General features: G+C 47.4%; 14 protein-coding genes and 1 other annotated feature. All 14 genes read right to left on the minus strand.

Features of this window, described 5'->3' with window-relative positions:
- Nucleotides 1-45 precede the first annotated feature (45 nt).
- The 14 genes from ileS to KNQ03_RS04120 all read right to left on the minus strand — a co-directional run bounded on the left by ileS (nucleotide 46) and on the right by KNQ03_RS04120 (nucleotide 15,063).
- Nucleotides 46-2,781 carry an isoleucine--tRNA ligase gene (gene ileS / locus KNQ03_RS04055; RefSeq protein WP_058713764.1) on the minus strand — a complete coding sequence of 912 codons (2,736 nt, stop codon included), beginning with the start codon at nucleotides 2,779-2,781 and terminating at the stop codon, nucleotides 46-48.
- Nucleotides 2,782-2,838: 57 nt separating this feature from the next.
- Nucleotides 2,839-3,079, minus strand: a binding site (T-box leader).
- A complete protein-coding gene (locus KNQ03_RS04060; RefSeq protein WP_023468794.1) occupies nucleotides 3,080-3,601 on the minus strand; it encodes a DivIVA domain-containing protein in 522 nt (173 codons plus the stop codon).
- A 25-nt stretch (nucleotides 3,602-3,626) separates the two neighbouring features.
- A complete protein-coding gene (locus tag KNQ03_RS04065; RefSeq protein WP_214723655.1) occupies nucleotides 3,627-4,397 on the minus strand; it encodes a YlmH family RNA-binding protein in 771 nt (256 codons plus the stop codon).
- Complete coding sequence (locus KNQ03_RS04070) at nucleotides 4,394-4,669, minus strand: YggT family protein (protein WP_023468796.1); 276 nt, start codon at nucleotides 4,667-4,669, stop codon at nucleotides 4,394-4,396. Before KNQ03_RS04070 ends, KNQ03_RS04065 begins: the two co-directional genes overlap by 4 nt.
- Nucleotides 4,670-4,671: 2 nt before the next feature.
- Entirely contained in the window at nucleotides 4,672-4,998 is a 327-nt protein-coding gene (locus KNQ03_RS04075; protein ID WP_231496839.1) for a cell division protein SepF, read from the minus strand.
- Between the two features lie 193 nt (nucleotides 4,999-5,191).
- Entirely contained in the window at nucleotides 5,192-5,863 is a 672-nt protein-coding gene (locus tag KNQ03_RS04080; protein ID WP_149427625.1) for a YggS family pyridoxal phosphate-dependent enzyme, read from the minus strand.
- On the minus strand, nucleotides 5,850-6,626 hold the full coding sequence (gene pgeF, locus KNQ03_RS04085) for a peptidoglycan editing factor PgeF (protein ID WP_047393727.1): 777 nt from the start codon (nucleotides 6,624-6,626) through the stop codon (nucleotides 5,850-5,852). Before pgeF ends, KNQ03_RS04080 begins: the two co-directional genes overlap by 14 nt.
- An 84-nt stretch (nucleotides 6,627-6,710) precedes the next feature.
- The gene (ftsZ, locus tag KNQ03_RS04090) at nucleotides 6,711-7,865 is read right to left on the minus strand and encodes a cell division protein FtsZ (RefSeq protein WP_029342137.1); all 1,155 of its coding nucleotides are present in this window, start codon (nucleotides 7,863-7,865) and stop codon (nucleotides 6,711-6,713) included.
- Nucleotides 7,866-7,912: 47 nt separating this feature from the next.
- Nucleotides 7,913-9,217, minus strand: coding sequence for a cell division protein FtsA (gene ftsA / locus KNQ03_RS04095; RefSeq protein WP_029342138.1), 1,305 nt, complete (start codon nucleotides 9,215-9,217; stop codon nucleotides 7,913-7,915).
- A 229-nt stretch (nucleotides 9,218-9,446) separates the two neighbouring features.
- On the minus strand, nucleotides 9,447-10,226 hold the full coding sequence (locus tag KNQ03_RS04100; RefSeq protein ID WP_149427626.1) for a cell division protein FtsQ/DivIB: 780 nt from the start codon (nucleotides 10,224-10,226) through the stop codon (nucleotides 9,447-9,449).
- A 60-nt stretch (nucleotides 10,227-10,286) separates the two neighbouring features.
- Nucleotides 10,287-11,381, minus strand: coding sequence for an undecaprenyldiphospho-muramoylpentapeptide beta-N-acetylglucosaminyltransferase (murG, locus tag KNQ03_RS04105; protein WP_149427627.1), 1,095 nt, complete (start codon nucleotides 11,379-11,381; stop codon nucleotides 10,287-10,289).
- The gene (murD, locus tag KNQ03_RS04110) at nucleotides 11,378-12,724 is read right to left on the minus strand and encodes a UDP-N-acetylmuramoyl-L-alanine--D-glutamate ligase (protein ID WP_149427628.1); all 1,347 of its coding nucleotides are present in this window, start codon (nucleotides 12,722-12,724) and stop codon (nucleotides 11,378-11,380) included. Before murD ends, murG begins: the two co-directional genes overlap by 4 nt.
- Before the next feature lie 33 nt (nucleotides 12,725-12,757).
- Nucleotides 12,758-13,720 carry a phospho-N-acetylmuramoyl-pentapeptide-transferase gene (gene mraY, locus KNQ03_RS04115; protein ID WP_050677532.1) on the minus strand — a complete coding sequence of 321 codons (963 nt, stop codon included), beginning with the start codon at nucleotides 13,718-13,720 and terminating at the stop codon, nucleotides 12,758-12,760.
- A gap of 23 nt (nucleotides 13,721-13,743) precedes the next feature.
- A complete protein-coding gene (locus KNQ03_RS04120; RefSeq protein WP_244290044.1) occupies nucleotides 13,744-15,063 on the minus strand; it encodes a UDP-N-acetylmuramoyl-tripeptide--D-alanyl-D-alanine ligase in 1,320 nt (439 codons plus the stop codon).
- Nucleotides 15,064-15,091 lie beyond the last annotated feature (28 nt).

A 15,091-nucleotide genomic window follows, 5' to 3' on the forward strand; every position in this document is an offset into this window, starting at 1 on the left:
TGAGGGACGTCCTGCGAAGTCGCAGTCGCCCCTCCCTTTGTATCATTATAAAGAATTGACGACTTCAGTACAACGTGGGCAAAGCGTCGGATGAGCCGGATCTTGTCCGAGTTCCGTCGAATATGTCCAACAACGTTCACATTTTTCACCGTCAGCTTTTTGAACCGTGATGCCGGTCGTCTCATACATCTTATCCGCCGTTTCCACGAATTCGAGTTGTGAGACTTGGAGTAACTGCTCAAGATGATCGATTGTTCCGAGCAAGGCTTTCGTCTCTTCCTTTGGTGCAAGCAAGAGTTTCGCTTCGAGTGTCTTACCGACGAGTTTCTCAACACGCGCTTCCTCGAGTGCTTTTAAGACATCATCGCGGAACGTCAGGAACGCGTTCCATTTCTCGATGAGGGCAAGTCCTTCTTCTGAGACTTCGACCGTTTCCGGAAGGTCTGTCAGGAAGATACTCTTCGTCTCAACAGCTGGTACGAATTCCCATGCTTCGTCTGCTGTGTGAGGCAAGACTGGTGCCATCAATTGCAATAAGGCAACGACTGTATCATACATGACCGTCTGAACCGCACGACGCGATGTCGCGTCTGCTTTTTCGATATACAGGATATCTTTCGTGTAATCGAGGTAGAACGACGACAAATCAAGGACACAGAAGTTGTGGAGCAATTGATAGACCGACATGAAGTCGTACGCATCATAAGCCGCTTTTACTTTTCCAACAAGTTGGTCCAGTTTCGTCCGCATGAAACGGTCTGACTCTGGTAAGTCTTCAAATGCGACGCGGTGCGTCGCAGGATCGAATTGATCCAAGTTTCCGAGGAGGAAACGAACCGTGTTGCGGATTTTACGATAGGATTCTGAGACTTGTTTAAAGTTATCCATCGATGCCCGGACATCAGCTTGATAATCGACAGATGCGACCCATAAGCGAAGGATCTCTGCTCCGAATTGTTGCATGACTTGGATCGGTGCAATCGTGTTACCGATCGATTTCGACATCTTGCGACCTTGACCATCCAGAACGAATCCGTGACTGACGACCGCTTTGTATGGTGCTTTTCCTGTCGTTGCGACGGCTGTCGATAGCGACGAGTTGAACCAACCACGATATTGGTCAGATCCTTCAAGATAGAGATCCGCTGGACGTGTCAATTCAGGACGTGTCGCAAGGACACCGGCATGTGATGAACCAGAATCGAACCAGACATCCATGATGTCCGTTTCTTTTTTGAAGATACCGTTCGGGCTTGCTGGATGTGTGAATCCTTCAGGAAGCAAGTCGACTGCTTCGCGCTCATACCAGACATTTGATCCGTGAGCTGCAAATAAATTCGCGATATGATCAATCGTTTCTGGTGTGACGATTTCCGTTCCATCTTCAGCATAGAAGATTGGAAGTGGAACGCCCCAAGCACGTTGACGTGAGATGACCCAGTCGCCGCGGTCTTTGAACATGTTGTGGAGACGTGTTTCGCCCCACTCTGGTACCCACTGGACGCCTTTGATTTCATCAAGGATTTCCGCACGGAAGTCTTTGATTGAAGCGAACCACTGTGGCGTTGCCCGGAAGATGACCGGTTTTTTCGTCCGCCAGTCGTGTGGATACGAGTGTTTGATGAACGACAGTTTTAAGAGAGCGCCTGCTTCTTCGAGTGCGAGACCGATTTCTTTGTTCGCATCTTCATAGAACATGCCTTCGAATCCAGGAGCTTCTGCTGTCATGACCCCTTTATCGTCGACTGGGCAAAGAACGTCAAGACCGTACGCTTGACCGATACGGAAGTCATCTTCCCCGTGACCTGGAGCCGTATGCACGACACCTGTCGCTTCCGCTGTAACGTGATCGCCAAGCATGACGAGTGATTCACGGTCGTACAATGGATGTTTTGCTTTCATGTATTCGAAGTCCGCACCATTAAAGATACGTCCGACTGTTGCGTCTTCCCATCCGAGTGCTTCGATGACTTCAGGGACGAGTGTTTCCGCTACGATATAGCCTTTTCCTTGATATTCGATCCGCGCATATGTCAGTTCCGCACTGACAGAGATTCCGAGGTTCGCTGGAATCGTCCATGGTGTCGTCGTCCAGATGACGAAATGATCCGTCGGCTCTAAGATGTTTTTCCCGTCCATGACTTGGAACGCGACATAGATAGCAGCTGACCGTTTATCTTGATATTCGATTTCTGCTTCAGCGAGTGCTGATTCAGAAGACGGTGACCAATAGACCGGTTTCTTCCCTTTGTAGATATAGCCTTTGTTCGCCATATCCCCGAATAAACGAATTTGAGCTGCTTCAAATTCTGGTTGCAGGGTGATATATGGGTTGTCATAGTCACCGAGAACGCCGAGGCGTTTGAACTGTTCGCGTTGGTGATCAACTTGTTCGAGCGCATATTTCGCACATAATTCACGGAATTCAGCGACCGTCATCGATTTACGATCAACACCGGCTTTTTGAAGTGCAGTTTCGATTGGTAATCCGTGTGTGTCCCAACCAGGCACGTACGGAGACTGGAAGCCATTCATCGATTTATAACGAACGATGATGTCTTTTAAGACTTTGTTTAATCCGTGACCCATGTGGATGTCACCATTCGCATACGGAGGACCATCGTGGAGGATGAACGTTGGCTTTCCAGCATTCTTTTCCTGGACCGCAGCGTAGAGATTCATCTCTTCCCATCGTGCTTGCATATCTGGTTCACGTTTTGGCAAGTTGCCTCGCATTAAAAACTCCGTTTTCATCATCAATAAGGTTTCTTTGTAATCCATCTGACCATCTCTCACCTTTCGCTTTAAAAGTACAAAAAAAGCCAAGCTCATCCCTGAGATAGGGACGAGCTTGGCTGAACTCGCGGTACCACCCTACTAATCCCGCTCGCCAGTTTGACGACGCAGGACCGCTTAAGAACTCGATAACGGGAGTGAGCCGGCATGACTTACTGTTCAGCGAACGTTCAGTCATGCACTCCAAGGGGATACCCCATCTTTTTCGTTGCTCGGGCTTCCACCATTCCCCGATTCGCTGTCAACCGTCCAAGATGCGACGTGTCCTTGTCATTGATTTTATTTATACGACATCGTCGTCATTATACGCAACTGCTGGAACATCGTCAAGCGCTCCACGAGAAGAGAAATCAAACGCATCCCAGTCATGGCTCGTCAATAATTCCATCTGCGCATCGATCAATACTTTGAATCGATTACGATAGAGTTCGATTTTTTTGCGCATTTGCTCTACTTCGAAGTCCGTCCGTTGTGCCCGGCGTTGCGCCGCATCTTGCAACTGCTCTGCTTCACGTTCTGCTTGCTTTAGGATCAAGCTTGCTTCTTTTGAAGCATTGGCTTTGACTTCTTCAGCCGCTTCCTGTGCGACGATGATCGATTTATTCAATGTTTCTTCCATCGAACTGAAGTAATCGACGCGTGCTTGCATGTTTTGGATGACTTCTTGTTGTTGACGATTCTCACGTAACAACAATTCAAAATCCTTGATGACTTGATCTAGGAATTCGTTCACTTCATCTTCGTCATAGCCGCGAAACTTTCGTGTGAACTCCTTATTATGAATATCGAGTGGCGTTAATGGCATGATGAATTCCTCCTCCGCATTTATCTTATCCTTTTAAAATACCGTATTGTAGCTTGATCCGGTCACGTTTCGTTGATCCGAGGATTGCAATCAACTTGACGCGTCCTGTTCCACGCAAGGAAAGCAAGTCGCCTTCTTCTAGCATGAAGCTCGAATCATCCACTACTTTGTAATTGACCTTACTTTCACCTTGTTTGATGAGCGTCTGTGCTTTTTGACGTGAGAAACCGAGAATTTCACTCACGACCGTATCGAACCGAAGTGAACTGACGAACCCAAGTGTCTCTTCCCACTCTTGATCCTTCACTTTCAAACGGTCTTCCGCCTCAACACGCGAAAGACGAATCTTCGTCTTCCCTGCACGTTCGACGTTTGCTTCGATATAGGTCGCGACTTCGTCCGCGACGGCAAACTGTACTTGATCCTGAATGATGACGTCGCCGAATTTAGATCGTTTCAATCCGACGTTCAATAATGTACCGGTGACTTGACGATGAGAAAGTTCAACGAATTTAGTAGGATAATGAATGCGATAGATGGAAATGTCAAAGTCATCCGCGTTGTATTCATAATAATCTGGTGCGAGGATTGCGCGTTTACGTTCAGCGCCTTCGAAACCGCCCTCAAAAAAGAGGGCGCATTTCGAGCCGACGAGTTCTTGTGTGATTTGTTGTTCACGTGGATCTAGGAAATCCGTTAATTTGAACGTATAGGTCGCTTCCACGTGATCGATCCAGTTCAAGACTGAATCGACGAATTCCCGCTCGCTTCCACGATAATGATCGTATACGCTCATACTAAAAAGATTGCTCGGATACCCGATTGAGCCAAGTTCAAGACGAGGAAGGCTACAATCGGTGAGATATCCAGCATGCCCCCGATAGGCGGGATGATACGACGGAAGGGCGCTAGGAATGGCTCGACTAACATCGCGAGCACTTGTCCGAATTTAGAATCACGGGCATTCGGGAACCACGAAAGCAGGATATAAACGATCATGACGTAACTGTAATACTGTAATAACGTACTCAATGTACGACCAATTGCGTACATCACTTGAGAATCCATACTTACCACCCCTTATGATTAATATCATCTTCTCCAAGAAGATTCGAGATGCTACCAGCTAACTCGACGTTGTTCGGAACACAGAGGAGGGTATTCTGACTGATCGTCGTAATCGTTCCATCGAGAGCGAAGACGACACCAGATAAGAAATTGATCATCTGTCGTGATTGATCTTTTGACATACGCTGCATATTGACGATGACAGCACGGTTCTGACGAAGATGTTCCCCGATTTCCTGGGCTTCGTTGAAGACACGTGGTTCACTCAAGATGACTTGCGATTTCGTTTTTTTCGTCGCATGAAGCGGCACGATATTCGATTGTCTCACGCTGTCCTCCTTTTGAGTAACACTTGGGGTAGATTCCTCGTAATACTCTTCATACTCTTGTTGTGAAGCACCTCTACCTTTATTTATTGTAGCATCATTTTCATATTCAAGTTCATCTAAATCGTCGCTGTTGCCGAGAAATAGATTTTGCATTTTTGATTTAAAACCCATATCCATTCTCCCTTCTTCTCGTTTAGGTGTGAACGAGCGTCGTCCCGATTCGGACGAACGTCGCCCCTTCTTCGATGGCGATCTCAAAATCAGACGACATTCCCATAGATAACTCCGTACATGGAGCATACGACAATTTTTTCGCCTTGACCTCTTCTTGCAATGTTTTTAATGACCGGAATACCTCACGGATACGCGTCGTATCTTCCGTTAACGGTGCCATCGTCATCAGTCCGATGACACGAATCGCTGGATACTGACCGATTTCATGTAAGAACGACGGTACATCCTCAGGCGCGATGCCTTGCTTCGATTCTTCTCCAGAAACGTTGACTTGAATGAAACAATCAATGATTCGGTCCGTTCGTTTATTGATCTCTTCCGCCAAATGAAGACGGTCAAGGGAATGCAGCACGTCAATGGCATCGATGATCTGACGAACTTTACGCGTTTGTAGCGTACCGATGAAGTGCCATGTACAGGCGGTTCGTCCGAGCTCTGCCTGTTTTTCGAGCAATCCATCCGGACGATTTTCACCGAGATGGGTCACACCTGCTGCTAATAATTCAGAAGCAACTTGACTTGAGACTGATTTCGTCACGCCAATCAACTGTACCTGCTTTTCTGAAGAACTCTTTTCACTCGCTTGTTGCATTCGTTTCGTAACCTCTTGTACATTATCAAGAATTGACATCCAATGACTCCTTTACGATCAAACTTGCAAAGCGACCACCGTGGTCGCCGTGGCGATAAGAGAAGTAATCTTCCGCCTGACAGTGTGTACATAGACCTGTGTCAAGGACATCACCGACTCCACAACGCTCAGCTAGCGCAGCGTTCGTTTTTTGTAGCGATAACATCGCTTTTCCATCTTCCTTGCGTATGTAAGGAGACTCATCGAGTTCAAGCGCATCGATTGCATCGATGACGGGTTGATCGACTTCGTAACAACAATCACGGATCGATGGACCGATGACCATTTGAATCGATGAACGACTCGCACCCGCACGTTCCATTTGCTTGACTGTTTCCTCGACGATATTGCCGACAGTTCCGCGCCAGCCGGCGTGCGTATTCGCGATGATTCCTGTCGTCGGATCACAGAAGACAAGCGGCACACAGTCAGCGAACAGCATCATCAATAAGACATTTGAATCGGTCGTCACCAATCCATCTGTACCCGGAATCGCTGTTTCGTAATCCAAAGCACCGCGCCCAGAGTCAAGTGTCGTCACCTGTTCGACGTGATTTCCGTGAACTTGCTGTGCCCAAATCGAGTTCTCGAGGGAGAGATCAAGCTGACGTGCGATGACTTGTCGGTTCTGGATGACACCGTCGCGATCATCGTTGACATGTAATCCTAAATTTCCGTTCTCATGAGGGGCTGCGAACTTCGTCGTAAAGGCGGCACGTACGGTACCCGTCGGTGTATCCCATTTGATCCATTGTCCAAACATGTTCATGCCTCCTTTGATTTTAAAAAAAGAGGCGCCGCTTTCGCGACACCTCATCGTTTAGCAGTCGTGTCACTGGAACATCGATCAACGATTATTCCGGCGAAGGAATGATGGGATGTCCATCGTTTCTTCGACATCTGGCGCTTTAGCCGGTTCAGGATTCGAGCTGACAGGTGTCTCTTCGACTTGTGGTTTAGACTCCTCAGTTGGTGGTGGAGTCGCTTGTTTTTTCTTCAAGAGGTTTTTCATCATCTCTTGTGCCGATGGGATTTCGAAATCGAGTGGTTCGTTTTCGAATTCCGTCGCGATGACTGTGACGATGATTTCATCTTCTAGGTTATCGTTGATGACAGAACCGAAGATCAAGTTGACTTCCTCATCGGCTGCACTCTGGACGATTTGTGCGGCCTCCGTCACTTCGTACAAGCTGAGGTTCGCACTACCTGTGATGTTCATCAGAACACCTTTTGCGCCTTCGATCGATGTCTCAAGCAACGGACTCGAAATCGCTTTTTTCGCTGCTTCCGTCGCGCGGTGCTCGCCTGTCGCGACACCTACACCCATCAAAGCAGAACCTTTCTCAGTCATGATCGTCTTCACATCGGCGAAGTCGAGGTTGATCAGACCAGGTACGGCGATCAAGTCAGTGATACCTTGTACACCTTGACGCAAGACGTTATCCGCTTCTTTAAACGCTTCAAGCATTGGTGTATTCCGATCGACGATTTCAAGTAACTTGTCGTTCGGAATGACGATTAACGTATCGACTTTTTCTTTGAAGTTCTGGACACCTGAAACAGCATGTTGCATCCGTTTACGTCCTTCGAACATGAATGGTTTTGTGACGACACCGACTGTCAATGCGCCGATCTCTTTTGAAATCTCCGCGATGACAGGAGCTGCTCCTGTACCCGTTCCGCCACCCATTCCCGCTGTGACGAAGACCATGTCAGCACCAGAAAGGATTTCTGTTAATTGCTCACGGCTCTCTTCCGCCGCTTTTTTACCGATTTCCGGATTGGCACCCGCACCGAGACCGCGTGTCAATTTAGCACCGAGTTGTAGTTTTACGTCAGCTTGTGACATGTTCAATGCCTGCGCATCCGTGTTTACTGCGATGAATTCTACGCCTTGGACACCGTGTTCAATCATTCGGTTGACGGCGTTCGAACCGCCACCACCTACACCGATGACCTTGATTTTTGCTACTTGGTCCATCATTTCATCAAAATGCAACATAAAAAGGGCCCCCTAATATTTTTTACTCATTGGATTTTTTGTAGGCATTAACCAAAGAATTTCTCAAAGAAACTGCTGAATGACTTTTTCTCTTTTGGAGGCTGTTCACGTGTCGACCGTTCTTCTCGAACAGGTGTCGCTTGTTCGTTCATGAGCAGTGCATCCTGTTCACGTCCGTGTGCTACGACTTCCTTCTCTTCCGCGCGGTCGAAACCTGATTTCGATACGGCGCTTCGTGAAAGTACATAACGTAACATACCAGCTGCGACGGCGTACTTCGGATGACGAATACCAAGACTAGCAGGTTGATAGACATTGACGCTCTGCTTGAAGATTCGTTTTCCAAGCTGGTCGATTCCCGGCAGTGAAGAACTTCCGCCACACAAGATTAAACCGCTGTTCATATGAGCGTATCCGGCTTGCGTCATTCGTTTTTGAATCATCTCGAAGATTTCCTCAAGTCGTGCTTCTAACACGAAACCGATTTCTGATTGTGGCTCGAAACGATGTTCCCCGTTGATCGTGACGTAAGAAACTTTCTCTTCCGGATCACCGAGTGCTTCAAGTGCAACACCGTACTCTTCTTTTGCGAGCTTCGCATCTTGATATTTACAATTCATCTTATACGTCAAATCACGTGTCAGATGATCGCCACCGTATGGCAACGTCGTCGAGTAGACGAGATCATTCTTTTCATAGATGGAAAGTGTCGTCGTCTCATGTCCGATGTCGATGATTCCGACACCGAGTTCGAGTTCATCAATCGATGCTGCGATTCTAGATACCGCTAAACTCTCCAGCACATATCCAGCAAGCTCTAAACCAGCCCGTTCAATGGAACGTTTAATGCTATGTAGGATCGTCTTTGCTCCGATGATGAGCTTCCCTGTTACTTCGAGACGATAACCAATCATTCCTCTAGGATCAGTGATCTCCGTTTGCTGATCGACCGTAAACGTCTTCGGCAGGACATCGACGACACTGAGTTCGTTTGGAATTCGCATGACCATCGCAGAATGCAGAACATCTTTCACGTCATCATCCGTGATTTCATTGTCCTCACCTTTGATTGATGTCATCCCCTGGCAATCCTTCACTTGAATGTGTTCGCCAGAGATAGCAACATATACTTCACCAATTGGTTCACCAAGTGTACGTTCCACTTCCGTGACCGCTTGTTTAATGGCATGTACCGTTTGATCGATGTCAACGATGACACCTCGTTTAACACCCGCGGATGGTGCAGAACCTTCAGCAAGAACGTTCAGCGTTCCACCAAGTAGTTCACCGACGATGAGTTTCACCTCCGATGTCCCTATGTCGAGTGCGGCAATCGTACCTTTCGTTTCCATGGGAGTGACACCTCCACTTTCATAATACTAATCCTTTTTATTCCTAATTATATTCTAGGAACAGGACAGGCTTCTTCTCGTTTAAGTCTACACTATATAAATACTTACGAAAAGAAGTTATTGCCCGTCTTAGCGTTCGAATAGATTACGATTTGATGACGATTCGAACAACGGTCGACGAATGAAAACACACGTTTGTTTTTTTGTTCGTCAACCCTTTACGAATCTTCTATTTTTTCCCTTTATATGGTTTGAAATAGATACCGCCATCAATTGTAATTGTTCCCGTCTTTCCTTTCGGTAAGGCAGAAATGACCTTCACGTATTCATTCAAGGAATTTGAAAAGGCAGACGTACTGAGTAATACCGTATTCCCATCCGTCATGAATAACTTCAGACCGCCTTTGTCCGTCTTATCGTTTGCGACGATTTCTGAGATTCGGCTCCGTACTTTCGGCTCGATTTTAACAAGTTCCTTCGTCAATCGATTTAATGACTGATCCGTGAATCCTGTCAAGATCGGAGCATCGAATAGTTCTTCCTTCGACTTTCCAGGAATGATCGTCCCGTCCGCAAGCACGATCCGGTCTCCCGGTTTATCTTTCGCGTAAGCAATCTCTTTCTCTTCCGTCACCGTCACGCGATATTGATGCAAAAACTGTTTTTGCATCGTCGCTTCTTGAATACCCGGAACCTTCTCGATTCGCTCAAGAACGTCTTCCTCCGATACATTAAAGGCGTGTGTTTCCTTCACCTTAATCCCGGACGCTTGCAAGATATCAGCAGACTTCACATTGACGTTACCATCGATATCAAATCGAGCAACCCGAGAATAACTCGATTGTAGATAAAAGACGACACCGACCAATAGACCAATCAGAATCAGGACATAAATGAGTCTTCGGTTGGCTTTTTTGCGACGTTGTTCACGGATATAAGGTATCTTATCCTCGAGACTACGGACATTCTCGTCCTCTTGTGGTCGTCCGACCGCTCTCCGTTCCCTCACGTCTCATTCCCCCTCCATACGTAACAGTTCATTTCCCTATCGGTCTTTTCCTGCAATAGTTTAGTTTTTTTGTGCCGTCAATCGTAACAATTCATCAACCAAGTCCCGTGAAGCGTTCGGCATACCGAGCGCAAGCGCCGCTTCAGACATCGTTTGTTGTTGTGCTAACGCTTTTTCACATGCCTCAAACAACCGATCACCTGTCAGTTCCTGTTCACGAATCAATAGACTCGCACCTGTCTCGACGAGCGATGAGGCATTGACCTCTTGATGATTTTCCGTCACGTAAGGACTTGGGATGAGCACACTCGGTAAGCCGAGTGTCGTCAGCTCTGCAAGCGTACTTGCTCCCGAACGCGAAATGACGAGTTGGCTGGCTTTTAAGATATTCGGTAAATCATATACGAATGGACGAAGTTGAATGCGTTCTGGTACGGAACCGACGCGTGACACAATCGTATCGTAATGAATTTGACCCGTAACGAAGAGGAGCGACCAGCCTGCTTGCTCGACCTTTGGCATCATATCGACGACTGCTTCGTTGATTGCGGGTGCGCCACGACTACCGCCATAGATGACGATGAGAGGGCGTCCTTCCTCAAAACCGAAACGTTGTCGCTCTTCAAGCGGATTGATGTTGAGCTCTGCCACTTCAGAAGCACGCGGATTTCCAATTAAAACCGTCTTCGCTTCATTCTTACCGAAGTGATGTCCAGACCCTTTAAAAGAGAGTGCAACCCGGTCCACATACCGAGCTAAGAATTTATTCGTGATACCAGGTAAACTGTTTTGTTCATGAACGAGTGTCTTGAAACCCATTTTTGCAGCCGTATACAATACCGGTCCACAAACGAATCCACCTGTACCGACGACGATATCCGGTTGGAACTGACGCAGTAGTCGACGAACACGCCGGACGCTCTTGACGAACCGGATACCGGTCTTGACGTTTTCGAACGACAAGGAACGACGGATGCCAGAAATCTCAATCGATTCAAATGGGATTCCCGCGCGACGGACGATATCCGCCTCGAGACCATTTTCTGTTCCGATATAGAGGACCTCACACGGCATGCGTTGTTCGAGCTCCCGGATCATAGCGAGTGCCGGATAAATGTGACCGCCTGTACCGCCTCCAGAGACGACGATTTTCATACTGTTGTTCCTCCTACTTCATGTACGGCACGAACGAAATGATCGCCGCGCTCTTCATATGTCTTGTATTGATCCCAACTTGCAGATGCTGGTGACAGAAGAATGATGTCGCCGGGTTGTGACACTTCAAACGCGACTTTCACCGCTTCATCCATCGCCTCAACAACGGTCGACGTATAGCCATTTTCTGACGCAAGCGTTCCGAATCGATGACCCGTCTCACCAAGTCCGATGACGTGTTTGACGTGCTTCATTGAATCGAGTAACGGTGTCAAATCCGCTCCACGCTCGAGTCCGCCACATAACCAGATGATAGGTGCCGTAAATCCGGACAACGCCGCTTCTGTTGCAACATTATTCGTCGCTTTTGAGTCGTTGTAAACTTTTCGACCAGCAATTTCACCGACGAACTGTGTCCGGTGCTCTACACCACCAAACGTCCGTAGAACGTGTTGAACGTCAGATAATGCTAAGTTAAACGGTTCGACGAGTGTTAAGGCTGCGAGAACGTTCTCGACATTATGCCCACCACCGAGAGCCAGTTCATCAACAGGTAAGATACTCGTCCCATTGATTGTCAACGTATCGTTCATGACTTCTGCGTACGCCGATTGACGACGAGAGAACAAGAGTGGCGTTACTTCAGCAGTCTTTCCGAGCGCATTAACGGACGTATCATCGGCATTCAAGACAAGACGATCCGTTTCTTTCATGTTCTTAAAGATCCGGGCTTTCGCTTCGCCATACGATTCAAAATCACCATGATAATCCAGATGCGCCGGTGATAAATTCAAAAACGCTGCCGTGTATGGTCGGAACTGCTCGATCCCCATCAATTGAAAACTTGATAATTCAATGACGATGATATCGTCCTGTTTCGCCTGACATGCGATTTCAATTGCCGGGAATCCAATGTTTCCTGCCAAATGTACACGCCGCGTACCGGTTTTCAACAATTCATGGACAAGCGTCGTCGTCGTCGTTTTCCCGTTCGATCCTGTGATGGCAATCCACGTCGCATCGGTTGCTTGATACGCCAGTTCTACCTCTGTCCAAACCGGAATATCGCGTCGCAAGGCTTCTTGTAGCAGATCAATGTGATACGGAATTCCTGGATTCTTGACGATCAAATCGATGTCGTCGAGTAGTGTGAGCGGGTGCTCACCGTAGACCGTCTTAACGTCGAGCGATGCAAGCGTCGCTTGATCACTCTCGGACGGCGTTTTCCCGTCATTGACCGTTACCTCTGCACCAACACTCGCTAAATACCGAGCTGCTGCGATTCCACTTTTCGCCGTTCCGAGAACGAGCACTTTTTGATCATTCCATTGTCGTTGTTCCATTGTTGAATCGCTCACTTTCTCTCTTCTTTTTTATTACACGAATAGATAGGCGATGAATGCCATCAAACAGCTGATTCCTGCGAATGTACCGACGATCCGCCATTCGCTCCAACCGACCATTTCGAAGTGATGGTGAATTGGGCTCATTTTGAAAATCCGTTTCCCTGTCGTCTTAAAGGAGATGACTTGTAGAATGACGGATAATGTCTCGACAACGAACACGATACCGATTAAGACGAGTAGTAATTCCAGTTTTAAGACAATCGATAGACCTGCTAGTGCAGCACCGAGTGCAAGTGAACCTGTATCTCCCATGAAGATCTTCGCTGGGTGCGCATTGAATAACAAGAATCCGATCAATGCACCGACTGCTGAGAAAGCAAAACAAGCAGCGCCTACTTCATCCGCGATAAACCAACTGTATAATCCGAAGAACAAGAATGTTGGAATCGCTGTGAATGATACGAGACCGTCCAATCCATCCGTCAAGTTGACTGCATTTGAGAAGCCAACTAACCAGAACAAGGCAACAAATGGATAGACGATACCGAAATCAAGCTCAAAATCGGTAAATGGAATCGATAGATACGTCGCATCACTCGTGAATCCACCGCTCAACCAGACGAATAACAATCCGACGACGATTTGTCCAATTAATTTTTGTTTCGAATTCAGACCAAGGTTACGTTTCTTGACGACTTTGATGTAATCATCAATGAAGCCGATGACGCCATAAGCAAGTGTTAAAAACAGTAACGATAATTGTGTCGTCGATAGATCGCCCATGACGACTGCACCGAGAACGCTGACGATCATCGCGACAAGAATGACGATTCCACCCATCGTCGGTGTTCCGGATTTGACCTGATGCCATTGCGGTCCTTCTTCCCGAATTTCCTGACCGAACTTCAATTGGTGTAGAAATGGAATCGCCTTTGGCATGACGAGTAGTACAACAAGAAATGCAAGAATAAGACTGATGAATAATGTGATCATAGCAGACACCCTTTTTTCAAAAATTAGTTTTCGTTCAGATAGGTTAATATCCGTTCAAGCGCCATCCCACGTGACGCTTTCAATAAAACGATTGTTCGTTCTCCGAGCAATGGACGCAATCGTTTTGCAGCATCCTCGACGGTTGTCGCGAATTGGATTTGAACAGACGGGTCGCTGATTCCTTCAGCAATCCACGCGCCTTTCTCCCCTACTAGGATAGCATGCGAGACAGGTAACGCAATCCGCTTTCCGACCGAGGCATGTAATAAGCGTTCTTGGTCCCCTAATTCATACATATCGCCGAGGACGAGAACGCGTGTCGTATACCCTTCCAGCGCAGTGACCGTCTCAATCGCTGCATTCATTGATGTCGGACTCGCGTTATACGCATCATTGATGACCGCAGTCTCTTCAAAGAGTAATCGTTCCATCCGCATCGGTGTCAATTCAACCGCATCGAACCCTTCTTGAATCCGGGCGTCCGTCACGCCAAGTGCACGTGCTGTCGCAATTGCATATGCTGCATTTCGGACTTGGTGTTTCCCTAGCACTGGTAGGTGAAAAGCGGTGCCATCGTAAGTAAAGGTCGTTCCAAAGAACGTTGCTTCCTTCGTTTCGATCCGGTACGTATTTCCGATTTGATAGCCGATCTTCTCCGCTTCGACTTCTGCGAGAAGTGGTTCGTCACCATCAACGAATAAATGACCACCTGGTTTGAGTCCGGATTGAATCTCAAGCTTCGCTTTGGCGATGCCACTGCGTCCACCGACTTGCTCCGCATGCGATTCGCCGATGTTCGTGACGAGTGCGATATCTGGCTCAGCTAGATTCGATAGGAATTCAATATCGCCAAACCCGTTCATTCCCATCTCAAGCACAGCGACTTCCGTATCAGCTGGCATCATGAGAATCGTTAATGGCATTCCGATATCCGAATTGAAGTTTCCTTGTGTCTTATGTGTCTTAAACGTCGTCTTGAGTACGCTCTCGACCATGTCCTTCGTCGATGTCTTCCCATTTGATCCAGTGATGGCGACAATTTTCGGCGCAATCTGCATTAAGTATCGTTTTGCGATTTGTTGCAGGGCAACCAATGGTTCATCGACTTCCAAGAAAACGATATCGATGTCTGGTCGATCAATGCCTTTCTTCCATAAGGTGACGATCGCTCCTTGGTTTTTTGCACCTTCAAGGAATCGATGACCATCGACGCGTGCTCCCTGAATCGGAACATAGAGACCGTCTTCCAGTTGTGCGCGTGAATCCGTTGCAAAATGACGAACGATACGATCATCTTTGACATCGAGATGCAACCATTCAGCGAGTTGCGTAATTGTTAACATGATATATACCTCCATTCGATGACAGCAA

The organism is Exiguobacterium sp. s143, assembly GCF_018618895.1.
Taxonomy (GTDB): domain Bacteria; phylum Bacillota; class Bacilli; order Exiguobacteriales; family Exiguobacteriaceae; genus Exiguobacterium_A; species Exiguobacterium_A abrahamii.